The following is a 25640-nucleotide window of genomic DNA, read 5'->3' on the forward strand; positions in this document are numbered from 1 at the left end:
ACTCGGATGGACCGAGTTCTTAAAAATCTCAGGCAGCGTGACCTTCCGTATCGAAGATTACATTTTGTATCCGATGGCCCTCAAGAAGGATTTGCGTTTGGCAATCTCTTCATCACCCTCTATCCCTTTGGTTCGATATCCGTCGATGACCCCCAGAATACCGCGCCCCATCTCCGTTTCCGCCACAATCACTTCCACCGGATTGGCGGTTGCGCAAAACACGCGGCACACCTCGGGCACCCGCTTGACCGCATTGAGCACGTTGACGGGAAACATGTCGCGCATAAAAATGATGAAGCTGTGCCCGGCTCCCAGATTCAATGCGTTCCTTTGGGCGAGGGCGATCAAACCGTCGTCCGTGCCGGCGAACCGGACCAGGCAGACGTCGGACGCCTCGCAGAAGGCAACGCCGAATTTAGCGCCTGGCACCGTATTGACCATGGCTTCGTAAAGATCTTCGACCGTTTTGATAAAATGCGAATGGCCTAAAATGAAATTGAGTTGTTCTGGATTTTCAATGGGAATGGTTTTGATTTCCACGGCACCGCTCCTGATCTGGTTGTTGGATCACCTGTGGATGGCATGGCCCCAGAGGGGAAGGATAAGATCGACTGCATCCCAATATGGCACAAATCCGCTCAAGCTGCAATTTGTGATAACGCATCGGGATCATTCCGATCCAACAACGGCCGCTCCAACGCACGGTTGTAAAGATCGACCATCTGGCGCGCCGTCTCCTCGGGAGCGAACCGCACCAGGCTCTGGGCCATGATGCGTCGTACCTGGGACGCTCGGACCGCGCAGGGCTGCTGGAAAAAGGCCATGGCCTGATCCAATGCCCAGAAAAATCCGGCCGCATCGAAATGCTTGAACAAGAAACCCGATCCACAGTTGTCCTGAGGTCTCAAATCCTCCACGCAATCGTGGATCGCACCTGCATCGTGACCCACCGGCAAGGCGCCGTACCGCTGCCCGATTCTGCACGGCAGGGCACACGGGTCCAAATAGAGCGGCATGAGGACAAATTCCGCGCCGGCATAGGCCAGCCGGTAGAGCCGGGCGTCGAAATCACAAACCGCGGCACGCTCCTCAAGGTGCCGTCGACGAATCAATGCGCGCATCTGTTCCTGAAGATCGCCGTCCGCAACAAATACGATCTGAAGTCGTTGCTCCCGATACCGTTCCAGCACCTCTGGAAGCATGTCGGCCATGAGCCGACTGCCCGGTCGCGCGGCATCCAGGCGAGTGGGCCAAAAACACAACGGGGCCGCCGAATCCATGGGCAGATGCACCAATTCCTGGATGTAAAGTTTGTTATGCAGTTTGGCGGCAAAGTGGGTATCCGGTCCATAAGGCCGCATCAGGGTGCGGTCCGTGGCCGGGTTGAAGGAGGCATCCGGTGCCGGGGCCACGGCGTGGAGGCATCCGGCTGTTCGTTTGTTTTGTAGTTCGACCTTCAACCAGCCACCGACATGGTTGTTCCTTTCATCGGTCACTGTATCCAGGTAGGTCTGGCTGAGGGTGTGGGCCAGGTGACTGGCGAACAGGCCGCTGGTCAGAATCTCTATGGGGTTGGTCTCTCTCGTCTCCTGGTAGTTGACGGGCATCCGGCTGAAAAAGCAATGGTGCCAGAAGGATGCGACGTCAATGCCGCGATCTTCGATGGTAGACATCAGTAGCTGCGGAGAATCCATGCGGTACATCGTAAACAGACAACGAATACCCAAGCTCCGGGCCATGGGCGGAATCAACCCGGTCATCCAGTCGTAGCAGTGGATCAGGTCCGGTCGCACTTCCGGAATGATACGGTTGATCACCTCCCGCTGAAAGTTCAGGGCGATGCGGATATTCTCCCAATCCGTAGAGAGAAACAGTCTGGGGTAATAGTAAAACGACCGATCCTCTGCCAGATGGAGACGGCTTTCGGGAAGTGCCTGCCGGTGTTTGTGGAAATCGATCCCCGCTACACGCTTGGCGTTCGCCTTGAACAGGTTGCGATAATTGGGCATGGCCAGGTGCACATCCACGCCCAACTCGATAAGCATATGGATGTGTGCCGCGCAAATGTCACCCAACCCGCCCGCCCGGGCCGAAATCGTCCCGGAAGCCGGAGCCATGCCTGTAGGCAGGAAGGTCACCTCGGGCGTCACGACGAGTATTCGGGGGGTAGCGGTGGATTTATCCATCTACACACCTCCTCTTGAAACCATGAAAGACATTGCTTCGAAACCTGGTATCCGGGGAGGGCACGATTAATAGATTTGATCTTAGTCTTCGCAGGTCGATTGAGATTGCAAAAAGCAGGTTGTCCCCAACGGGGTTCGTTCGAAAAACGACGGTTGAAGCCGGGTCGGAAGGACCCGGATGCAGGATTCGGGGAAAAGAGACGATAACGTCTCGATCAAACCCCTTTTCGATTCGGCCTTATCTGAAAACAAGACGATGGTATGCACCTTGGGCCACCTTTGCTGAGGGGGTGTGATGCGGTCGGCACGCCTCCGCGATTCCCTATGCCATCACTTCTGAAAACTGTTGGTATGCGACTTGTTTGAGCATCTCCCTTACGGTTTTCAGATCAAAGGGTTTGGACAGAAAACCATCCACGGTGGTGGAAGCGCCGATACGCGCTGCCAGCTCATCTGTGCAATGTCCCGTCATCAGGATGACCTTGATACCGAAACAGTGCCTTTTGGCGGCCTCAGCCAATTCATAGCCATCCATACCCGGCATTTCGAAATCGGTGAGCAGAATATCGTAATGGGCGGCTTTCAGCAGACATAAAGCCCCTATCCCGTCCTCCGCCGTTGCGGTCTGATATCCCAAATGGTCAAGCAATTCTGCGGTGAGAGACAAAACACAAGCATTGTCATCCACGATAAGAACCCGTTTGGGACCGGGTTCCACTCCCGAAATACGATCCCTGGCCGCTGACAATGCGCCGTGCCCCAGCGCTTCGCCGGGCACCGCTCCTAAACAGGTCTGCCGGGTTTGAAAGCTCCTCCCGAAACTATTGATTGCCATGTCGCCGCTCCTTTCCCCCTTTGTATCCGGCTGGATGGCGGGGGCGAACACCAAGCCGATGAAAGCGCACCCTATTCAACCCTCAGTTTTCTTATAAGTCAGGGACGGGCAAGGGACAATCGGCATAACTGCCCAATCTGAAATCTAACATATGGGTACTTTTACCTATTGCCCATCAATAAGTAAAAATACTCATCTTTTTTGATGTGAAATGGAAATTAGTGCGAATTCCACGCGTCGCGTCTTTGGATTAGAAGACTGACATGCCTTGAATGTGTCTAACTTGAACTTGGCATTGAGGGGGATGAATGCAGGAAACGGAACGGTCAAACGGTATCCAGCAACTTGTGGAAAGATGGCGCACCGACTTCAAACGTCCCGAAAATACGAAATTCTACAATGAAATCGACTATAAAAAGGCCGAAAGAAAATACATCAAATGGTGCCTCGACGGGCGTGTGGAGAATTCCACCGATGGAAAGAAGCGCTCATCCATGTCCAAGGGGGGCCGTGCATGAATACCGCTCGCTTCAACGAACCATTGGAGACGGTTCCATTTGGTTTTGATCCGAGCAGGCCGATCGGATGCTTTTGATCAGCTCTTCCGGGGAGACCTCCTTGGACAAGCAATCCCGGGCGCCGGCTTTTAACATCGCATTTTTTATATTCGGATCCTGATGCATGGTGAGGCCGATAATGCATATAGCGGGAAATGACCGGCTGATTTCCATGGTCGCGTCGATGCCGTTCATCACCGGCATGCTGAAATCCATCAACACCACATCGGGTTTCAATTCGGCCGCCAATCGAAGCGCTTGCCGACCGTCGGCAGCCACACCCACGATATCGAAAAAATTTTGTTCTCCAAGTAATTTCGCCAAGCCATCGCGCATCAGATCGTGATCGTCGGCGAGAAGGACCCTTATGACACTTGATGTCTGGGAAGGCGGAAGTGGAACAGGATGTCCCGCGCTTGCTGCCGGCAGGATTGGGCCGTCAACGGGCAGGGAGTTCGCATGGGATGCGCTGGGAACATCTCTGGGAACCCTCAATGTCACGCGGAATCCACGGCCGGCCTCGCTCTCGACCTGCATGTAACCACCCAAAAATCTCACCCGCTCCTCGATGTCGAACAAGCCGAAGGATGTATTCTTCTCCCTCTTTTCACTCAACGCGCGCTCATCGCAACCCCGACCCTGATCCTTAACGGCGATCACCACCTGTGAACCATCTCCCTGCACTTCGACGGAGGCCGCTTTTTCGCCCGAGTGCTTGACGACGTTGAACAACAACTCCCGAATCGAGCGAATCAGCAGCGAGGAGAGCACCGAAGAGTGGATACAGGGGTCGGAGAGAACATCTATAGCCACATCCAGATCGTACATCTCTTTCATCTGCCGACGGAGATATTCCAGGCCGGTGAGAAAATCGTGTTGTGAATTCAAAGGCCTCAACTCACGGGCCAGATTTCGGCAGCGATCGATGCCATCGCCGATCAGGCGAGTCATGGAGACCAGATTATGGGTAATCTCGCCCCCCTTCGCCAGCATGCTGAGTTTGAGCTTCAAATAGGCGAGCATCTGCTGGAAGTCGTCGTGGAGGACGCCGGCCAGGCGCTGGCGCTCGCTATCTTCCGCCTTGGACAGTTCCATGGCCAGTTGCTGGATGTACACGGCCCGCTGTTCGGCAAGCTTCGTGCGTTCGACGAGGGCTTTGTTGAGGTCGTTGAGCGTCTCCTGGTCTTGTTTGCTTTTGGTAATGTCACTGACCAGTGCCATTATCTGGGCCGGGCCACCGGCGGGGTCCGGCAGCAGGGAGACAAACTTGTGGACCCAGATCGGATGGCCATCTTTGTGAACATATCGATTTTCGACCTCGAAAAATGGGCGCGTTCCCTCCCTCAGACGTTCAATTTCCAACAGATTGGATTCCCGATCGTCCGGATGGAGGATATCGGAGACCGCAACACGCCGCAACTCCTTCTCCGTGTAGCCAAGCAGATGGCAGAAGGCCTGATTACACCGGATAAAACGCTCCTTTAAGTCGACCAACGCAATGCCGGTGGGTGCATTCTCGAATGCCTTGCGGAAACGCTCCTCGTCTCTGAGACGCTCTTCCTCAATTTGCTGACGCTCAGATTCGGCCCGTTTTCTCAGCAAGGTTTCCCAGATGGTCGGCGCCAATGATTCGAGCATCTCCTGTTCCATCGAACCATATCCGCCCTCGCGATTGGCCAGGGCGATCATGCCCACCAAACGACCCTGGCGAAAAAAAGGCATGCTTAAAAATGAGTTGATCGTTGGATGACCGGCCGGAAACGGCGCATGGTTAACCCGGCCTGCAACGTCATTGATAAAAAACGCTTTACCCTCCTTTATCGTCGATCCATAGATAGACCGTTTCTGGAAATCCAGGGGAAGCCTGCCGTGGCCCTCTTTGTCGATCATTCGGCAGGCTTCACGTCCGGTTCGGCTGATCGCGATGTCGTGGAAGAGCCCGTCCGCGCCGACCTCTCCGATGAAGCCGATTCCACTTCCAGTGGATTCCTGGGCCGCGGCGATACAGACCTCACCGAGGGCCGCCTCGGTCGCCCCGCTTAGCGCCTGCTCGAAAATCCGATTGATTCCCTCGATCAGTTTGTTCTTATGGTACCTTTTCAACTCCGCCTGTTTGCGTTCGGTGATATCGATGGCATAGGTGAGACAGACGTCGCGGTCTATGGGAATCCACCACTTGTCCCAGAAGCGACCCTGAATGGCGATCTCCGGTGTCTCGATCGCCTCGCCTTTTTGGAACGCGTCTTTTACCCTGCAAAAGTGGCATTCACGCGCACTTTCGTCATTGACGTCACCATTGCCTCCCAATTTGAAGCGTCGCCAGCAATGGGTTCCCACCCGGGCGCCCATGCGCTGGGCAACCTGGTTGGCCGCCAGGACCATTCGATCCCGACGGATCATCATGGCCGGATAAGGCAGGCTATCGAGCAGCAACTCGTTGAGCCTGGCGACTTTACGTAGATTCACCTTCAGTCGCCGCTCCCGGGCCGCCTGACTGATCACGGCCGGCAGCAAGAGAAAAAAATCGGCGCTCTTGACGAGATAATCCTGAGCCCCGAGCTTCATGGCCTGCACCGCGATGCGCTCGTCACCCTGCCCGGTGATCATGATGACCGGGACATCGCTCCCCATCTCTTTGAGGCTGGCCAGAAATTCGATGCCGGTCATGCCCGGCATCAAAAAGTCGACCAGGATAATGTCGGGGGCGATGCTGTCCAGAGCGTTTATGCATTCGGCGGCATCGGATGCATGGCTCACGACGGTATCCGGCAGCTCTCTGCAGATCGCGCGTTTCATCAACTCATAATGAGCGTCTTCATCCTCGACGATCAACACCCTGATGGGACCTGAATCCAGCGTTGCCGGCGTCAACCCATCGGCGCTCCCGCCGGGTCCTGCGTGACCCGAAGAGAGGATCGGTTGCGCATTCATGGCCTCCCACCTCCTTGTCCGAAAAGACACCCCCTTAGGTCCGCTCCAAAATATGCCTGTCAAGCATCGATCGCGGGTGATTCATTGAGAATCATCCAGTAAAAATCGATCTGACGGATCTTCTCCTCAAACTCCTTGAACCCCACCGGTTTGGTGAGATAGCTGTTGGCGTATTGACCGTATGCGCGGGCCATATCCTCCTCCCGCTCCGAGGTGGTCAACATAATCACCGGGATCTGCCGGAGACTGGGGTGGGCTTTGATCTGGGTCAACACCTCGACACCGTCGATGCCGGGTAGCTTGATATCCAGCAGCACCAACCCCGGGGTAGGATATTTCTCTTTGTCGGCATACTTGCCCCGATTGAGAAGATAATCAAGGGCCTGTTCGCCATCACCCACGATGTCGACCCGGTTGGCATTTCCTGATTTGCGAATGGCACGGCAGGTGAGTTGGGCGTGGGCCTCTTCATCTTCGACGATCAAAATGCTAGCCGGTTGACAGCTCATTCGGTCTCCTTTTTCTCAAATGTAAAATAAAATGTAGTTCCCTTGCCCAACTCGGAAGTCAGCCAGATTCTACCTCCATGATGCTCGATAATGCGCTTGACAATGGCCAGGCCGATGCCGGTGCCTTCACCGGCCTGCTTTGCGGCTGGCAACCGCTCGAATATCTGAAATATTTTGTCATAGTATCTCTGGTCGATGCCGATACCGTTGTCGCGCACCCAAAACACGTTTCGCCCATTTTGTTCCGTGCACCTGATGTCGATGCGCGGTTCGGGGTTGTCCCTGCCGAGATACTTTATTGCGTTCGACAGAAGGTTATATATCACTTGTTCGACTCGTTTTCGATCCCCATGAACAGCGGGAAGATCCTGCTGGACGTTGACGATGACGCCGCGCGCCTCGATCTGAGTTTGCAAGGTGGCAATGGCTTCGTTAACGGCCAGCGACATGGAAAATGTCGTCTTGGGCGACTCCAACCGCCCGATACGGGAATAGTTGAGCAATTCACTGATGAGCTGCTCCATTTTACGTGCCGCATTGCTCATGTGGCTCAGGTACTGATCGCCGACTTCTGAAATCGATGCGCTGAAGTCTTCGCGCAATGCGCCAATGAATCCTTCGATGGTCACAATGGGCGTCTTCAGGTCGTGGGAAACCGTATACACGAAAGACTCCAACTCCGCATTTTTGGATGTGAGCTCCTCCAGCAGCGCTTGGAGTTTTTGTTCGTTTTCCCGCAACGCAGCCTGGGCGTCTTTGCGCTCGTTCACCTCGACGATGGCCTGGTCACGGGATCTCTTGTACATTTCGATCCGCTGGAGCAGAAGATGCAGGAGCAGGGAAAGCGCGGCGGCCAGCGTCAAGCCGAAAGCCAGGAAGCCGACATTCATATCTAACGCATTCGAACGCGCCGCCTGGTTCAGGGTCAGCTGGACGGTCCATGTTTTTGAACCGAAACGCACCGCTCGAACCGCCTGTGGGACTGCAGATGGTTCCTGCGTTTGCATATCCGTTTGAATCTGGCCGGGGCTGCCGTGCTGGAAAACAATCCGGGCTTGCTCGGATACGCTCACATTAAAATCATTCAAAACCTCTCTGGTCAGGCTGAGCATCATAATCTTGTGGACTGAAAAGAAACCGCCCAAATAACCTTGCAAGTCGTTTTTCATCATCAAAGCGCGCACAGCAGAAAAACCGGCGAGGTCTTGCTGCAGGGGAGCACAAGGTGTCATGACCAGATCGGTTTCGATTCCATCATATGCACCAACCGTCCCGTTTCGCGAAGAGAGGTGCCGCGTCACCGAACCCACATCTATCCCGGCCGTATCGACATCCTCGGGGAACACCCATCGGATCGTTCCCGATGGATCGATCCAGAAGATGTTTGCATAACCCGGATAATTCTCGTGCAGGGCAGCGGCGAATCCTTGAAAACGATGATGGCTGAAATCAGGCGGATCTCTTTCCACCCATCTGTCGGCCATCAACTCGAGGGAGGCGAGGCGTGCATTCATTAGGCCTTCGACACGAATGCGCACCTGTTCGGCGGAGGTTTCGATATACCGCAATATCAATTCGCGGTCATGGATGTTTTGATGCTGCCACAGCAATAGGGCGATCGTGGCCAGAACAGCAAACGCGGACAGTGGAATCCAGATTTTGTTGCGGATGGCGGATTGCATGGCGAAATTGGGCATAGAGGTCATAGTCAGGTATCATCATTTTTAGACGCTGCTGACAAAAAAATCAACATGCACGATTGTGCATGTTGGAGGTGCCGTCAATGCCAAATGGGATTGACACAAGCCTATTGTCACGAGGACAGCCCGGCCCCGTCATATTCCCGCCTTGACCTGCGTTGGACTGGATATCTTCGAAAAAGCACCCGCACGATGCACATAGCACATTCCGCTTGAAATCGATTCAAGGCGTTGGATCAGACATCGTCAAATCGAACTCGAAATTCTGAAATAAAACCTGGATTATTCACAACCATGCAGTTTATAAATCCATAAAAACACCCAAAATTTATTTTTCATATGGGTAAAAATACCTAATCGGCAAGTGGTGGCCGTAATCCGTAATGCGGCGTCATGCGCTTCCAAGGGGAAGGTCGACAAGGATTCGGGTACCTTTGCCGGAACGACTTTCAATGGTCAACCGGGCGCCAATCATGCGTGCGCGGACCTGCATGACGGCCAGCCCCATGCCCTTCAGACTGCCCGGCGACCTATCCGGACCGGGATGACCGAATCCCTTGCCGTTGTCCTCGATCAAGGTTCTTAAGCGGTCCTTGGTTTCAAAGGCCCTGATGGTCACTTGGGTTGCGTCGGCGTGCCTGTTCGCATTGTCCAATGCCTCCTGGACGATACGAAACAAAGCGATCTGAGTTTCCCGTTTGGAAACCTTTATCAGGGGCTCCAGGTCGGTTTCGATCCGCACGGATGAAAACTCAGAATGTTCCCGCACCATCTGCCGCAATCCCGCCACGAGACCCAAAACTTCGAGAGAGGAAGGGATCAACTCACGCATTATTCTTCGGACGTCATCGATAATGTGATCTGCAAAGGCCTCCAGCTTTAGACACAGCTGCTGCAAGTCACCCTGGTCGATATTCAGGTTCTTTTTAATCTCGCCCAGCCGCAGTTTGAGGACGTTGAGGTCCTGCCCGATCTGATCGTGCAACGCCAAGGCTACCCGGTGACGCTCCTCTTCCTGAGCGTTTAGAAGATGGACGACCAGTCTACCCTGTTCTTCCAAGGTCTTCTCCAGGCACTGGTCCAGGAACTGCAATGTGGAAGATATATGCACCTGCTCGCTCATATCCAGAATCACCGCCCGGTATTCATATCCGGCCTGATGGGTTTGGGGCAGATATTGCAGCTGGACCTGAACCGGAAAGCTACGCCCGCCGTTCCGTTCCATTTTGAAATCGGCCATAAGCGGCTTTCGGCCAATTCAGAATTCTTCTTCTCCAGTTCAATTTGAAGGAGATGAATTTCACTCATGAGTGAGTCAATATCCTGCCTTAAGGATTCCTTCAAATGTTCGCCGATGTTGGCGGCTGCAAGCGCATCTGATTTTCGACGCAGCTCGGTCCAGCTATCTTTGTCAATGGGGTGGCTCATGAATACCCTGCTCCGTGCGGATCGGTTCGAGATAAAAGTTTCGCCACAACAACTACCCACTGTTTCATGCCGACATTGCGCACATGTTGATGATCCAATGTTACGGCGCCGTCCGGCAACGACTTTCTGAATGGCCCTCATTTTTATCTAATACCCTTTTTTGAAAACGATTTTTATACATAGAACTACCCATTTGCGGCCGTCCCGAGTGGATGGTTTTACCGATTGGTACGGCCCTTTGAAAAAACTTCTTCAATCTTTTCTTTGACTTGGACTATCCACTGTTTCGCACTGTCTTAAGGCCGGGTGAATGGATACCCTGGTTCGATATCCGCGAAAGCGAACAGGAAGTTTTCTTGCAGGCCGAAAACCTGGGATGAGATGCCAGTCATCTGTCCGTCGAGAGATCCGGAAATCTACTCACCATCAAGGGAAGGATGGGAAGACCAGAGATAGGGCCCTGGAGCTGGCGCTGACCAAAAAGAGGGAATCCAAGGAGCAAAAAATAGAAATTGAGTCAATGTCATCATGTTGAAATAAATATTGACCGAAAACGCCTCGATCAATGGTCAACACACGCTGAACAGGCCTTGGGCCAGTTGGTCGCTGAAATTCGGAATGCCATGCAGGTGTTCCTCAACGATCTCGATCGCAGCGGCAGACATTTCCGGTGCCGAGGTATCCGGGCTTAAAGCCACCTGCACCGATGCCAGCATCGGTTGATCTATGGGTGATCCGATGCGGCTGCACAGCCATACATAGACCTCCGCGAGACCGGAAATGCGCCGGTAAATATCTTCTGCTATGCGATGGGTCAGCATGCTGTAGATTTTGCCCACATGGCTGATGGGGTTTTTCCCTGCCGTAGCTTCATTGCCGCACGGCCGATTGAGTGCGATCAGACCATTTGCCCGGTTTCCGCGCCCGACCTGTCCGCCATCGGCCCCATCGGCCGAGGTCCCTAAAACCGTGAGATACATGCCGGCCGCTCCCCTGGCAGGGTCGTCCAATGTATTGATGGCAACGGATATACGGTCCAAAGCCTGCATTTTTGGCGAAAGATATTTTTCCAGGCAAAACTGGATCTCCCGTTTGCGTTCGAAATAGAAGCGCTCGTTGGGAATATGGCGGTCCACAAACGCCATGGCCACGGTGAGCTCCAGTTTACGGCCGCGACGGCAGCCCATGATTTTGACATCTTCTCCGCTTTCGGGGAATTGATGCTTGAAGAGAGCTGAATTGAGGAAATTCTCGGCGTCCAACACCATCTGTTCGGTCTCCGTAAGCGGGGCATAGCCGACGGCCGCCGATGTGTCATTGGCGCCGATGGTTTGCCGTTCGAAAATATCACTCAACTGCATTGATCCATGGCGAAGTTCGTTTTGAATGATCAGATGGCGATCGAACTCCACGAAGCGAAGGTTTTTCCGGCACCAATGGCTGACCGTGTCGAACACGATCGCATCCACATCGATGGGCGTGCCCCGATAAAGACTTGTGGCGCGGTCGCCGATGACCAACCGCATGGGTTCTACGATACGTCCCCCGCCGATCCGGGGTTCTGATAAGCCGGCCACAAGCAAGCCTTTGTCGATGTTGTGATGCATTACGCGGCCGAAATGATGCTGATAGGCTCGGCACAGGGCCACGGAAATTTTCTCGTGAATGGCGTCGCAAATCGTGTCCGGGTGGCCGAGTCCTTTGCGTTCGACAATTTCGGTTTCCTGCTGGGCCACAGGGCTACGGGAAACCGTTTCAACCGTTACGTCAGTGGTTGGAGATACCTTGGAACGCGACCGGGAATTCATACTTAATCTCCTTGGAATGCTCTCTCGGTGGTGTGCCACAATTCTTGGACATCACAATTCGTGCCAAACTTTGATGTGCGGTCGCTATCATGCTGTCCATTTTAGTCGTATCCAAGGATACTTGGCTCGACCAGGCCCGGATTGATTCGATCACCGGCAAAAGAGTGTCAGCCTTTTTGCCAACTTGAAAAGAGAGCCTGATCCGTTCAGGCAAAAACCGGTCGTCCACTGAGAGAAAGCCGGTTAAGCAGAAGCGCTGCGGCTGGCAGAGTGCAAAAATGTTTTGACAGAAAGAGGATTGTATGAATTATAAAATCGAAATATTGATCGCAAGCCAAGTGGTCTCACCTAATCTTTATCCTAAAAGCATTTTGCTGCACACGAATGGGGCCCTTGCAGTGCGTTGCATGCCAGGCTTGGAAAAACATATGGCCACACAGCGACATCCGGCTCATTGCGCCGGATGATACAGGGTAAAAAAAGACCGTCTTGAATGGCAACGAGATGGTGGGCCATCGGTTTCACATTCTTGCACAATGCGGACAAATGCGATGAGCATGTACAAAATCATTCTTGCGGACGATCACGCCCTGATGCGAGAAGGTATCAGAAATTTAATCGACCAGGCAGATGATCTAAAGGTGATTGCCGAAACCGGCGATGGCACCGAGCTCCTCAACCTATTAAAGAGAACGACCCCCGACATGGTCATCCTTGACATTTCAATGCCTGGCCTGAGGGGCATCGAAGCGGCGAGGGAAATCCATTGTCTCTATCCCAAGGTCGATATTCTGATCCTGAGCATGCATAAGCGGCAAGAATTCCTGTCGATGGCGCTTGAGGCGGGTGCCAGCGGCTATGTATTGAAAGAGGACACCGGCGAAGAGCTTCTGCATGCCATCGACCAGGTGCGCCACGGGCGGACCTACCTATCCGCCAAACTCGCATCCTTGTACTCCAACGATATCATCAGCATCTGCAGGGGAAACCATAAGCAGCACGCAGATCCCTTGACCCACCGTGAGCGGGAAATACTCAAGCTGGTCGCCGAAGGGCACACCGATCGGCAAGTCAGTGAAATGCTTTTCATCAGCTTCCGAACCGTCCAAAGGCACCGCTTCAACATCCGCGAAAAACTCAAATTGAAAAGTACTGCGGACTTGGTGAAATACGCTATCGCAAGGGGCTATGTCAGCAGCGAGCATTGACATGCCCGGCGTGATGCTTTGCACCAGCCTGACAAACAGTAGAGGCCGCTCGCACCTGCCATAAAATTTTTATAAAACAATTAATTCAGCATGTTAGAAAATTCCGGGCAACTCGGAAGCTCGATCCGTCCGGAAATCAGCTCGACGGCTGATTGGATGTCCAGATAGGCATTTCTGCCTATTTCCAAGGGCCACAATTGGGCCAAAGTGCTGATTGAAACCCCCTCCTCCGGACGTTAGAACCATTTCGGGACCTTGAAAGGATAACCGAATCGATGGGTGGCTCTTCAGGCCGTTCGGGTTCAAGGTGTTAAAGGCTGCGATCACTAATTTAGGCCCGCCTTGGGATACAAGCGCCACAAATTTGAAGCGGCCAGGTGGATATGCGCCCGCATGGGCCAAAGCGGGTCGGATGGGTTGCAACGCGGCCGGCTCGAGATTTCCAGGCAACGAGAACATTTGCCCAATCGATTTTATCAGGAGATTACATCATGGAAAAAAGAATGTTACCCCGCACCCACACGCAGGTCCCGATAGCATGTTGCTGTTTCACGATTTCGGAAGGCGCCAACTTCATCCAGGGCACCATGTTGAACTGCTCGCCCGGCGGCACCTATATCGAGTTGGACAGGCCTTACAAAGAGGGTACCATTCTGATGATAAAGACGGACAACCGGCGCGACAGCCCGGCGCATGGCAACGCGATAGAAGGGCTTCGAACGATCTCATTGGCCGAGGTCAAGTGGGCCAAGGCAATTGAAAAAGAAAAAGCCTCACAATTTGGACTGGGGCTGAAGTATTACGACTTATAGTCTTCGCCACCCATATCTTCTTACTACAAGCTGCTATAATTTAACTGGCATGCCCATCAGCGGCCACAGGAAGTACACCGCGAAGGCCAGTACCCCCATCAAGATGATGCTCGCCAGCAGACCGTAGATAAAAAACTCCTGGGTCGTAAATTGTTTTGAATTGTAGGCGATGGCATTGGGAGCAGCACCGATCAACAGCATGAACGGCATGCCGGCCGTGACGAGCGCGGCGTAAAATATCACCTCCGGCGCAACGCCCAGATAGGGCGCCACCACCAGCGCCACCGGAAGCGAAATGGCGATGGCCGCCACATTCATGATGAAATTGGTCATCACCATGACAAAGAAGCCGATGCTCATCACAAACACGAACCAGTTAGCTTTCTTGAAAATGGTCAGCCAATTGACGGCCAGCCACTTGGCCGCCTCGGTCTCCCACAAGCACAGCCCCATGCTCATGGCACCCGAAAACAGCAGGATGATGTTCCAGGGGATCTCTTCCAGATCGCTGATATCCAGGATCTTGATCACATAGAAGAGAAGGGTGGTGACGATCAGGATCGCCGATTTGTTCAACTTGGCCAGGGCCGGGAAAAAGGATTGCAGGGCCAGCATCCCCACGCAGGCCAGAATGATCAGCACGGCCGTCCTCTCATGGCCGCTGGTCGGCCCCATCTCCTTGAGCAGTTCCCTGGCCTTTTGCTTCAGGCCCGGTATGGTCGCCCGCTCCGGCTTGCACACCACCATCATGAGCCCCCAGATCAACAGCATCATCAGCCAGCCGATGGGGAAAAAGTAGTAACTGTATTCGAAGAAGCTGATGCTCCTGCCGGCAATATCCCTGAAAAACCCGATGGCCACGGCCCCTCGGGCCGCACCGAGCAGACTGATGATGCTGCCGGCGCCGGCCACGTAGGCCATGCCGATGAACAACCCCTTGCCAAACCGCGTCTTGGCCTCGTATCCCTCGTATAGCGTATGGATCGCCACGAGCAACGGGAAAATGGTGGCCGCCACGGCGGTGTGGGCCATGATATGAGTGAGCAGCACCGTAACGGCAAAGCTGCCCAGATAGATCATCGAAGTCCTCTCGCCGACGACGGAAAGCATCAGGTAGGCCATGCGCCGCGTCAACCCCGTCTTGGTGCAAACCTGGCCGATGACGATCGATCCGAAGATGAAAAGAACCGATGGATCCATGAAGTTGCCGAACACCTCTTTGGCCGGACGGATGAAAAACAGGGTCTGGAACACGCCGATGGCCAGACTGGTAATGCCGATGGGAAGCACTTCGAAGATCCACCATGTGGCGGCCAAAAGAAACACGCCCAATGCCCCCTTGCCTTCCCTGGACAGGACAAAGTGCTTGCCGACGGGGTCCACGGCATCGGGCCAGGGGGAAGAATAGTAGGTTCCCAGGAAGAGCCCCACACCAAGAAGTAAAAAAAACCATCGCTTCCAATCGGTTTTATCTGACGCACGCGACGCTGACATCATCGTTGCCCTCCCCCAATGGATCGCTCCATGGAAGCTGTCAATCCTTCACTTTGCCGAAAACATATTGACCGATAAGCTCTTCGATATCCAGTGCAGACTCGGTGTCCATTATCGTGTCTCCCGCCTTGAGAACGTCGGTCGCGCCACCAGAAGAGAGCCGGATATATTTGTCTCCGATCAAACCGGACGTCTTCACCGACGCGATCACATCCGTGCTTAACTGCACGCCGTTTCTGATGTCAAGGGTGACAACGGCCATCTGATGTTCCGCGTCAAGCATGATGCCATGCACCTGCCCGACCTCCACGCCGGCCATCTCGACAACGGCGCCTTTTTTCAGTCCGGAGACGGAGTTGAAATAGGCCTGGACCTGATAGGTTTCCTCTCCGAACCACTCCATGCGTCCCAGTTTGATCGCCAGATAGGCCGCGCATAACATACCGATCAATACAAAGATCCCAACGGCCATCTCCACGGATCCTTTTTTCACGACACCCTCCTCACACCAACAATCCGCCGATGAGCCTGTTCTCTATTGGTAAACACCGCTCATGCCGCCGACAAACTCTTTGACGACGGGGTCCTGACTGGCTTGAATCTCCCGACAGCCGCCCTCGAAGATGATTTGACCTTCATCCAGCATGGCGATCTGGTGGGAGATGAAAAAGATATCCGGAATATCGTGACTGACCAGGACCCCCGTAAACCCAAACCGTTGCTGATAGTCCGTGATCATCCGGTATGCCGCTTTCTTCCGGATGGGATCCAGTCCCGTGGTCGGCTCGTCGAACAAAACGATTTCCGGTTCGGTAATCAGAGCACGGGCCATGGCGACCCGCTTCTTCATGCCGCCGGACAACTGGGATGGATATTTACGCTCTATATCGACGATATCCAGCTGGGCCATTTTGGTCTGCACCCGCTGGCGGACGGATTCGCCCCTCAGCCGGTCGCGTTCGACCAGGGGCAGGGCGATATTGTCATAAATGGTCATGGAGTCGAACAGGGCGTTGTTTTGAAACATGTAGCTGCACCGCTTTTTCAATTGTCGCTGCTGGATTCTGTCCATCCCTGTCAATGGCTGACCATCGATAAGGACCTGTCCGCTGTCCGGCTGCAGCAGACCGACTATGTGTTTGAGCAACACGCTCTTGCCGGTGCCGCTTTTCCCGATGATCGCTGTCACCTGCCCTTTAAGGATCGTCAAATTCACCCCCTTGAGGACCGCGTTGCCGTCAAAGGCCTTGTAAACGTCTTTAAACTCGATCAAAGGTGTTTCCATACGCCTAAATCAAGAAAGAGGTGAGGATGTAATCGGCCGTCAGGATCACGACGCAGGAGATCACTACGGCCGAGGTCGTCGATAGACTAACCCCTTTGGCGCCGAACCCCTCCTTGCGTAAATGGGTCGTGAACCCCTGAAAACAGCAGATAGTGGTCACAAGGGCTGCGAAAGAGATGGCCTTGACAAAGCCGCCGGTGACGTCCTGGATCTCGACGCTCGATTGCACGCGAGCAAAGTAGATACCGGAATTGATACCCAACAAAAGGGAGCCGGTCAGGTATCCTCCGAATATCCCAATGACATCGAACAGGGCGGTCAGCAACGGAAAACTGATCAGGGCGGCCATCAGGCGCGAGGTGAATAGAAACCGCACCGGATCGATATCCATGGTCTCCAAGGCATCGATTTGTTCTGAAATCCGCATGATTCCGATTTCAGCGGCCATTGCCGATCCGGCCCGGGCAACCACCATGATAGCAGTCAGCACCGGCCCCATCTCCCGTATCAACGAAAGCGCCACCGCGGCCCCCAGCATCCCTTCGGACCCGAATTTAACGAGGGAATAATAGCCCTGCAGACCCAGCACCATGCCGGTGAAGGCACTGGTCAAACAGATAATGAAGATGGATTTGAAGCCGATGAAATAGACCTGCTGAATAATCTTTCCGGTCTGCCATGGCCGGTAGAAGACGTACCCGCAGCCATATAGAAGGAACAGCGTCAGGCGCCCGAGATGATGGACGATGCCGATAGTGCATTTACCGATGCCGATGACCATGTCAGTGTGTTTCATAAGAGGCCTCTGCCCTGTATAGCCCCCAATGGACGTTCAGCTGAAAGCAGTTCAACAAATCGGCGCCGTTCCCGCCAGGGGAAACGGCGCCGAAACACACCCTATCCAGACCACACCTGCTCCTTAGCCTCTTCAACGGCGGTCACCATAAGGCTTTCTCCGCTCGAATCCTCGGAAAGCATCCCTGCCGCCTGGACGAATTTCCCAACTATTCCAGACAGATCCTTGCTCTTGAGCAGGGGGCTGTCGCTGCTATCGGCCGGACAGCAAGCCTTTCAGCGGGCCGATTCAAGCGTATTTAAGCTCTCTCCGATCCGCTTGATCGCATCTGTTACAAGTACCTATGGTGATCTCATATGAATTCGAGTAGCAGGAGAAAATGAAGCGCCAGAAATGTTTTCAAGCCGCAGACAATACCGGAAAACAAGGTCCGATAATTGCGTCTTTATAAGGGATTCAAATAGCGAACGGCAATTCGCATTTGTATCCATTCTGGAGGGACAATATACGCACTTGTCTGTAGGTCAGCACGGGGCCGCGGCGCGAGGCCGGTCCACGAAACCACGCCGGCCAACCCAGAAGCCTGGCCGAGGCGAGTTGCCGAATAAAAATCAAAAGTAGCTGCTGCCGTCCCAGCAGTGGGTACAGAGGCGCTCCTTGGGCAGACCGATGGCGGCCACCAGGTCTTCGAGGCATTGGTACTTCAGGGAACTCAGTCGCAATCCACTGCGGATCTGCTCGATCATTTCCATGTTCTTAGGAGATCCACAGCGGGCATAGGCTTCTAGGTTCTTGTTTTCGTCGCCCCCCTCCAGCTGCTGAATGATCTTGCGTCCCGCCAGATCGAGGTTCGATCGGGAAGTGGAAAAATTGAGAAACTCGCAGGGATAGATCAGCGTCGGACAGGCGGGCCGCATGTGCACTTCCCGGGCGCCGTAGTCGAAAAGGATCTGGATGTTGTCCTTGAGCTGGGTGCCGCGCACGATGGAATCCTCGCAAAATAGCAAACGCCGGCCCTGGATGAGCCGTTTTACGGGGATCAGCTTCATTTTGGCCACCAGATCGCGCATCTTCTGGTTTTGGGGCATGAAACTGCGCGGCCAGGTGGGGGTGTATTTGACGAACGGCCGGCTGTAGGGAATCTTGCGCTCGTTGGCATAGCCGATGGCATGGCCGATACCCGAATCGGGAATGCCGGCCACCATGTCCACCTCGACATCATCGCTACGCGCCAGGGCCGCGCCGCAATTGTAGCGCACATGCTCCACATTGATTCCCTCGTACTCCGATGCCGGGTATCCATAATAGACCCAGAGGAACGAACAAATCTGCATGCGGTCGCCCGGCGGCACCAGCTGTTCCCAGCCATCGGCCGTCAAAAGGGCCACCTCGCCGGGTCCGAGGAAATGGTCCACCTCGAAACCCAGGTTGGGCAGCGCACAGGTTTCACAGGTCACCGCCACGGCATCATCGCGCCGGCCGAGCACCAGCGCGGTGCGACCCAACCGGTCACGTGCGGCATACACCCCCTTTTCGGTCAGCAGCAGCAGCGAGCATGACCCCTGGATGGCTTCCTGGGCGACTTGGATACCGGCCTCGAAGCTCTCCTCCTGGCAGATCAACATGGCGACGATCTCGGTGGGATTGGGGGTGCCGCCGATGGTGTCCGAAAAATAGCTCCGGCGCGCAAATGCCCTGCGGACCAGCTCGTCCATGTTGTTGATGCGCCCCACCGTCACGATGCCGAAAGATCCCAGGTGGCTCCCGATGATCAGCGGCTGGGGATCGGTGTCGCTGATGACCCCGATCCCCTTGCAGCCGTGGAACCGGTTCAATTCAGGCTCGAACTTGGTCCGGAAATAGCTGTTCTCTATGTTGTGAATGGATCGATAAATGCCGTTGGCGTTGCGCACGGCCATGCCGCCGCGACGGGTTCCCAGGTGGGAGTGGTAATCCGTGCCGTAATAAAGATCCGATACGCAATCCGTTGCCGATGCAATCCCAAATAATCCGCCCATGCCGTGATTCCCCTGTCGTTATCCTCTATCCTGGCGTATCTTATCCGATCTCTGCGTGATACTGCTGCAGCGACCGCACTTCCGGCACCCCTTCGCGGCGCGCGGCGATACCCTTGGCGGCGGCGATGGCGGCCGCCGTCGTCGTGATATAGGGCACCTTGTACCTGATGGCGGTCTTACGGATATTGGAGCTGTCGGCGGAACCCTTTTTCCCCGACGGCGTATTGACGACCAGATGGATCTGGCCGCTCTTGATGGCATCCACCAGGTTGGGCCGTCCGAGATCGAGCTTGGAGATGGGTACCGTCTCGATCCCTTTCTCCTGCAGGAACCGATGGGTGCCCTCGGTGGCCATGATCGTGAAACCCAGCTCGCGGAAGCGCCGCACCGGTTCGATGGCCGCCGATTTGTCGCGATCGGCCACCGTGAACAGCACCGTCCCTTCCAGGGGCAGACGCGACTGGGTGGCCTCCTGGGCCTTGAAAAAAGCGCGGCCGAAGGTGTGGGCCATGCCCAGCACCTCGCCGGTGGAGCGCATTTCCGGCCCCAGCACCGGATCGACCTCCGGGAACATGTTGAACGGGAAGACCGCCTCCTTCAGCCCGAAGTAGGGAATCTGGCGCTCCCGCAGGTTCAGGTCGGCCACGCGCTTGCCCAGGATCACCTGGGTGGCCAGCCGCGCCATGGAGAGGCCACACACCTTGGAAACGATGGGCACGGTACGCGATGCGCGCGGATTGGCCTCCAATACATACACCGTGTCCTCGTAGATGGCATACTGGATATTCATCAGGCCGACCACCTTCAACTCGATGGCGATGCGCCGAGTATATTCGCGGATCGTATCCAGATGCCGGGGAGACAGGCTGATGGGCGGGATGACACAGGCCGAATCGCCGGAATGGATGCCGGCCAGTTCGATGTGCTCCATCACCGCCGGAACGAAGGCATCCGCGCCGTCGGCAATGGCATCGGCCTCGGCCTCGATGGCGTTGTCCAGGAACTTGTCGATCAGCACCGGTTGCTCCGGAGTCACCTCCTCCACGGCCACGCTCAAATAGCGTTTGAGCATCTGGTCGTCGTGCACGATCTCCATGCCGCGGCCGCCGAGCACATAGGATGGCCGCACCATCAGCGGATAGCCGATGCGGCTGGCGATCTCCAGCGCCTGGTCGTAACTGACGGCCATGCCCGAATCCGGCATGGGAATGCCCAGGCCGTGCATGATGCCGCCGAAACGGGCACGATCCTCGGCCAGGTCGATGGTCTCCGGCGAGGTGCCCAGGATGTTGGCGCCGGCTTCGGAAAGCTGGCGGGCGATGTTGAGCGGCGTCTGGCCGCCGAATTGCACGATGACGCCCTCGGGTTTCTCCTTCTGATAGATGCTGAGCACATCCTCTACGGTCAAGGGCTCGAAGTAAAGCTTGTCCGAGGTGTCGTAATCGGTGGAGACCGTCTCCGGGTTGCAATTGACCATGATCGATTCCAAACCGGCCTCACGGATGGCCATGGCGGCATGGACGCAGCAGTAGTCGAACTCGATACCCTGGCCGATGCGGTTGGGGCCCCCGCCCAGCACCATGATCTTCCGACGGTCGCTCACCGGCACCTGATCGGTGCCGTTATAGGTCGAGTAGTAGTAGGCGGCATTCTCCACACCGCTGACCGGCACAGCCTCCCAGGCCTGGGCCATCCCCATGGCCAGACGCTGCTCCCGGATCTTGTCCTCGGGAACCCCGAGCAGGCGTGCCAGATAGCGATCGGCGAAACCGTCTTTCTTGGCCCGGGCCAGCAATTCATCGGGCAATGTTTTGCCCTTGAAGGTCAGGACCTCCTCTTCCAGATCGACCAGTTCCTTCATCTGCTGGATGAACCAGGGTTTGATATGGGTCAATTCATAGAGGGCATCGATGTCTGCGCCCTTGCGCAAGGCTTCGTACATGATGAACTGGCGCTCGCTGGTGGGTGTGGTCAGCCGCCCCAAGAGGGTCGGCAGGGAAAGCTCGTGGAAGTTCTTGGCAAATCCCAACCCGTAACGGTTGATCTCCAGGCTGCGGATCGCCTTCTGGAATGCCTCTTTGTAATTCTTGCCGATGCTCATCACCTCGCCGACGGCCCGCATCTGGGTGCCGAGCTGGTCCTGTATACCGGCGAATTTCTCAAAGGCCCAGCGGGCGAATTTGACCACCACGTAATCGCCCGACGGGGTGTACTTTTCCAGGGTCCCCTCCCGCCAGTAAGGAATCTCGTCCATGGTCAGCCCGCCGGCCAGCAGCGACGAGACGCGCGCGATGGGAAAACCGGTGGCCTTGGAAGCCAGGGCCGACGACCGCGAGGTGCGCGGATTGATCTCGATGACGACCACCCGATCGGTCTTGGGATCGTGGGCGAACTGGACGTTGGTACCGCCGATCACCTCGATGGCCTCGACGATGGCGTAGGAATAGTCCTGAAGCCTTTTCTGCAGCTCGGGAGAAATGGTCAGCATGGGGGCCGTGCAGTAGCTGTCTCCCGTATGCACACCCATGGCGTCCACGTTTTCGATGAAGCAGACGGTGATCATCTGATTCCTGGCGTCCCGCACCACCTCCAGTTCCAACTCCTCCCAGCCGAGCACCGATTCCTCGACCAGGACCTGGTGGATGAGGCTGGCCGCCAAACCCCGGTTGACTATGGTTTGCAGCTCTTCCAGGTTGTAAACCAGGCCCCCGCCGGTCCCGCCCATGGTGTAAGCCGGACGGATGACCACCGGGTAGCCCAGCTCGGCGGCCACCTTTTCGGCATCTTCCAGGGTATTGACCGCTCTGCTGCGCGGCATGTCGATGCCCAAACGCTCCATGGTCGTCTTGAAAGCCGTGCGGTCCTCGCCGCGTTCGATGGCCTCGATGTTCACGCCGATTATCCGCACGCCGTATTTTTCCAGAATACCCAATCGTTGCAGTTCACTGGAGAGATTGAGAGCTGATTGGCCGCCTAAATTGGGCAGGAGGGCATCGGGTTTTTCCTGGGCGATGATCCTTTCCAAGGTATCCACATTCAACGGTTCGATATAGGTGACGTCGGCCATGCCTGGATCCGTCATGATCGTGGCCGGGTTGGAATTGACCAGGACGATCTCATAGCCCAGGGAGCGCAACGCCTTGCAGGCCTGTGTGCCGGAATAGTCGAATTCGCAGGCCTGGCCGATGATAATGGGACCGGAACCGATAATGAGGATCTTGTGGATGTCTTCGCGTTTGGGCATGTGCGCTCCTTAAAAAAGACGTTAATATAATAGGTCGTACCTGGCGGCCACGTTCAATGCAACTGATGGGGGCTTGGTAATTTAAGCGGTACTAAAAATCAACCCCTATTCGTCTCCGCTGCCGGCTCGGCGGGCCGACAAACACCCCCCCTGTCCGAGGCTATCTTTCACCGATGCATCGCGCGCCCATACCGGTCCTCCATTGGGAGTGCGGTTACGCCATTTGCACTGCAGGGTATCATTTTTTTCATCTGTCCTAAAACAGGCGCAACCCGCCGTTTGAGCCCGATAAGCTCACATTGGACGGGAACAAATTACCCGAAGGCCGTCAGTTTGACGACACCCCCAAAACCGCCCGGACGGCCTTGGCGCGCGATTTGAAGGTTCGGATTCGCATGAATATCAGAACGTAATTAGCGGCGAAAAAAGGCAGAAGGAGAGCCTGTTCTAAATTGGCAAGCATATTGCTTGTACGATGGCCGACGGATCCTGAACCATCGGTACTGTATCATCCATCAACGACCTGATTGTTTCGGTTTCCCAAAAAAACCCCGGACCATGCGGCCACATGGTCCGGGGATCAAACAACGCCATCCAGGAGAGCATGCCCGGTCCTCGCAAGACAGGTATGTCGGCCGGAATGGGTGCCGATATCATAGGCCCATTCCAAAATCGTGTCAACCATCTCTCCTGTTGGCTGAGGAGAGATGTATGTCTAAACCAGGGTTGCTGCTTACCAAAAAACTGAGTTTCCATTCTAATCCACCCAAATTTCAACAACCAGATTCCCTTGCCAGACGTCGCGGTCAGGACCGGCGACTGCTACGCTTCGCACTCTTGATCGGCATGCTCTTCTTTGCATTCTGCTATCCTTCTCTGGTGCGAGCCGCACAGGTCACCCTGGCCTGGGATGCAAACAATCCGGCGCCCGAAGGTTATCGTCTTTACCAGCGTGTGGGAAGCAGTGCATATAATTACGAACAGCCGGCCTGGTCCGGCAGGGGCACCACCTGCACCATCAGCGATCTCAGCGAAGGCTCCCAGTACCACTTTGTCGTCCGGGCTTATGTCGCCTATTCTGAAAGCGGAGACTCCAACGAAGTCTCCTATTACGCAGAACCCGCCGAGCCCACACCGGTCAACAGCGCACCGACCGCCCGTGCGGGTTCCGACCAGACTCTCCTTGGCGGCACGATCGTCATGCTGGACGGCAGAATGTCGTCCGATCCGGACGGCGACAGCTTGAGGTATGCCTGGACGCAAACCGGCGGCCCCAGCGTCTCCTTATCGGGCCGCAATACCACCCAGCCGACATTTACGGCACCAGCGGGAACCACCACCAACACCGTGTTGACCTTTCAGCTTCTCGCAACCGATCCCGGTGGTTTGAGCGACAGCGACACCTGCCGCGTCACGATTCCGGCCGTGATCGAAACGAACGATCCTCCCGTGGCCGAGGCCGGCAAGAATCAGACCGTGATTTCCAGTGCCGGTGTCACCCTGGACGGTTCGGGGTCGACGGATCCCGAGGGGCAAACGCTCACCTACCAGTGGCGCCAGACCAGCGGCACCGCGGTGCAGCTCGCCTCCGCCAACCGGGCCAGGGCCTCCTTTACTGCGCCACTGGTCAATACCGGTCAACAGGTGACATTGATCTTCGAACTGACGGTATCCGACGACCAGATGCTGACATGCACCGATACCTGTATCGTACAAGTCAATCCGGCGCCGGTGGCCGATGGCGACGGCGTGCCGGATGGGCAGGATGCTTCCGGTGAAGAGGTTGAAAACGGCAGCGATCCGCTGAATCCCGGGGAAAACCAGGCGCCGGATCGCCCCCGCATCGTCTCACCATCCAATGGCGCCACGGGGGTCAGTCTGCGGGCCAGGATCAGCGCCTCGGCCTTTTCCGATACCGACAGTGGAGACCGGCATAAAAAATCTCAATGGCGCATTGTCAACGTCTCGAACCAGCGCGTGGTCATGGATATCGAAATGTACCGCTACCTGACCGGCATCCGATTGCCCTATTTCCTCCTCGATCCGGGCAGGACCTACACTTGCCAGGTCAAATATTTCGACCAGAACGGGATGGGCTCGGAGTGGTCATCGCCGGTGTCGTTCACCACGGCCAGCGCCACCTACTGGTGGAACAGCCGGGGGCTCGTGGAAGGCGAGGAGGCGCCCGACAACACTGACCTGAATGCCAACGGCATCTCGGATGCAACTGAAACTGAAACGATCAAAAGCGTGCTGGCCGTGGACGGCCGACACACCATGGCGGTGGCGGTTGAACCCGACACGAATGCAGCGACCATCGAGGGTGCCGGCACCATCGATCCCTATGCGGAAGATACCGTCCCCCAAGTCCAGGATATCGGCCCCTATGGATTGATCGGCTACCGTGTCCAAGTGGCCCAGCCGGGCGAATCGACGACCGTATCCCTGTACTTCAGCGGTGACGTCGATGACAGCACCCCATGGGTGACCATGACCAGCGACGGCGACTACCCGGATTGCAGCGAAGGGGTCATTCACCAGACAGATGGAAGCATGGTCAGGGAACTCACCGACGGTGGCGAAGATGACCTCGACGGCGTGGCCAACGGCATCATCATCGACGCCGTAGGACCGCGCTCGCTGTCCAGCGGCGACCAAAGCCAGGATAACGGCACGCCCTCTTCTTCATCGGGTGGCGGCGGGGGTGGGGGCTGCTTTATAGGGGCATTGCTGAAATGAGTCAGCCAAGGGACCGGTGGACCTGAAAATAAGCACCGGTCCCTGAGATTTCGGATGTGCCTGCGCCGAAAACAATGCGGGTCCTGATCA

General features: G+C 55.7%; 18 protein-coding genes. 4 read left to right on the plus strand and 14 right to left on the minus strand.

Translation table 11 applies throughout. From position 1 onward, the window contains the following. Positions 1-57 precede the first annotated feature (57 nt). From DFT_RS16690 to DFT_RS16700, 3 genes are all read right to left on the minus strand, one after another. Positions 58-540 carry an adenosine-specific kinase gene (locus DFT_RS16690; RefSeq protein ID WP_054032276.1) on the minus strand — a complete coding sequence of 161 codons (483 nt, stop codon included), beginning with the start codon at positions 538-540 and terminating at the stop codon, positions 58-60. A 98-nt stretch (positions 541-638) separates the two neighbouring features. Further along, the gene (locus tag DFT_RS16695) at positions 639-2186 is read right to left on the minus strand and encodes a glycogen synthase (RefSeq protein WP_054032277.1); all 1548 of its coding nucleotides are present in this window, start codon (positions 2184-2186) and stop codon (positions 639-641) included. A gap of 322 nt (positions 2187-2508) precedes the next feature. After that, positions 2509-3021: a response regulator gene (locus tag DFT_RS16700; protein WP_054032278.1), complete on the minus strand. Its 513-nt coding sequence runs from the start codon at positions 3019-3021 to the stop codon at positions 2509-2511. Between the two features lie 308 nt (positions 3022-3329). Between DFT_RS16700 and DFT_RS16705 the strand changes: the two genes are divergently transcribed. After that, the gene (locus DFT_RS16705; RefSeq protein WP_054032279.1) at positions 3330-3539 is read left to right on the plus strand and encodes a hypothetical protein; all 210 of its coding nucleotides are present in this window, start codon (positions 3330-3332) and stop codon (positions 3537-3539) included. 12 nt (positions 3540-3551) lie between these two features. Here the strand turns inward: DFT_RS16705 and DFT_RS16710 are convergent, their stop codons facing one another. From DFT_RS16710 to DFT_RS16730, 5 genes are all read right to left on the minus strand, one after another. Continuing rightward, positions 3552-6509 carry a response regulator gene (locus tag DFT_RS16710; protein WP_054032280.1) on the minus strand — a complete coding sequence of 986 codons (2958 nt, stop codon included), beginning with the start codon at positions 6507-6509 and terminating at the stop codon, positions 3552-3554. 59 nt (positions 6510-6568) lie between these two features. Beyond that, entirely contained in the window at positions 6569-7018 is a 450-nt protein-coding gene (locus DFT_RS16715) for a response regulator (RefSeq protein ID WP_054032281.1), read from the minus strand. Further along, complete coding sequence (locus DFT_RS16720; RefSeq protein WP_054032282.1) at positions 7015-8724, minus strand: sensor histidine kinase; 1710 nt, start codon at positions 8722-8724, stop codon at positions 7015-7017. The genes DFT_RS16715 and DFT_RS16720 overlap by 4 nt, the downstream gene beginning before the upstream one ends. Before the next feature lie 385 nt (positions 8725-9109). Further along, on the minus strand, positions 9110-9958 hold the full coding sequence (locus DFT_RS16725; RefSeq protein ID WP_054032283.1) for a sensor histidine kinase: 849 nt from the start codon (positions 9956-9958) through the stop codon (positions 9110-9112). Between the two features lie 757 nt (positions 9959-10715). Next, positions 10716-11954 carry a methionine adenosyltransferase gene (locus tag DFT_RS16730; protein ID WP_054032284.1) on the minus strand — a complete coding sequence of 413 codons (1239 nt, stop codon included), beginning with the start codon at positions 11952-11954 and terminating at the stop codon, positions 10716-10718. A gap of 551 nt (positions 11955-12505) precedes the next feature. Here DFT_RS16730 and DFT_RS16735 point away from each other — a divergent pair. Together DFT_RS16735 and DFT_RS16740 are read left to right on the plus strand one after the other, a co-directional pair. Next, positions 12506-13162 (plus strand): response regulator, encoded by a 657-nt coding sequence (locus DFT_RS16735; protein WP_054032285.1) that lies wholly within the window; start codon positions 12506-12508, stop codon positions 13160-13162. A 491-nt stretch (positions 13163-13653) separates the two neighbouring features. Further along, positions 13654-13974 carry a PilZ domain-containing protein gene (locus DFT_RS16740; RefSeq protein ID WP_054032286.1) on the plus strand — a complete coding sequence of 107 codons (321 nt, stop codon included), beginning with the start codon at positions 13654-13656 and terminating at the stop codon, positions 13972-13974. A gap of 33 nt (positions 13975-14007) precedes the next feature. Here DFT_RS16740 and DFT_RS16745 read toward each other — a convergent pair whose 3' ends face one another. The 6 genes from DFT_RS16745 to carB form a co-directional block, all read right to left on the minus strand. Next, positions 14008-15468, minus strand: coding sequence for an SLC13 family permease (locus tag DFT_RS16745; RefSeq protein WP_083453601.1), 1461 nt, complete (start codon positions 15466-15468; stop codon positions 14008-14010). A 40-nt stretch (positions 15469-15508) separates the two neighbouring features. Continuing rightward, positions 15509-15961: an outer membrane lipid asymmetry maintenance protein MlaD gene (mlaD, locus tag DFT_RS16750; RefSeq protein WP_054032288.1), complete on the minus strand. Its 453-nt coding sequence runs from the start codon at positions 15959-15961 to the stop codon at positions 15509-15511. 42 nt (positions 15962-16003) lie between these two features. Then, positions 16004-16753 (minus strand): ABC transporter ATP-binding protein, encoded by a 750-nt coding sequence (locus DFT_RS16755; RefSeq protein WP_054032289.1) that lies wholly within the window; start codon positions 16751-16753, stop codon positions 16004-16006. Between the two features lie 4 nt (positions 16754-16757). Beyond that, positions 16758-17549, minus strand: coding sequence for an MlaE family ABC transporter permease (locus tag DFT_RS16760; RefSeq protein ID WP_054032290.1), 792 nt, complete (start codon positions 17547-17549; stop codon positions 16758-16760). Between the two features lie 611 nt (positions 17550-18160). Next, positions 18161-19567 (minus strand): amidophosphoribosyltransferase, encoded by a 1407-nt coding sequence (locus DFT_RS16765; RefSeq protein ID WP_054032291.1) that lies wholly within the window; start codon positions 19565-19567, stop codon positions 18161-18163. A gap of 40 nt (positions 19568-19607) precedes the next feature. Beyond that, a complete protein-coding gene (gene carB / locus DFT_RS16770) occupies positions 19608-22811 on the minus strand; it encodes a carbamoyl-phosphate synthase large subunit (RefSeq protein WP_054032292.1) in 3204 nt (1067 codons plus the stop codon). Positions 22812-23522: 711 nt separating this feature from the next. On the opposite strand from carB, the gene DFT_RS16775 reads away from it, so the two are divergent. Then, positions 23523-25550 carry a fibronectin type III domain-containing protein gene (locus tag DFT_RS16775; protein ID WP_054032293.1) on the plus strand — a complete coding sequence of 676 codons (2028 nt, stop codon included), beginning with the start codon at positions 23523-23525 and terminating at the stop codon, positions 25548-25550. Positions 25551-25640: the final 90 nt, after the last annotated feature.

The sequence above is a fragment of the Desulfatitalea tepidiphila genome (assembly GCF_001293685.1).
In the GTDB taxonomy this organism is placed as follows: Bacteria; Desulfobacterota; Desulfobacteria; order Desulfobacterales; family Desulfosarcinaceae; genus Desulfatitalea; species Desulfatitalea tepidiphila.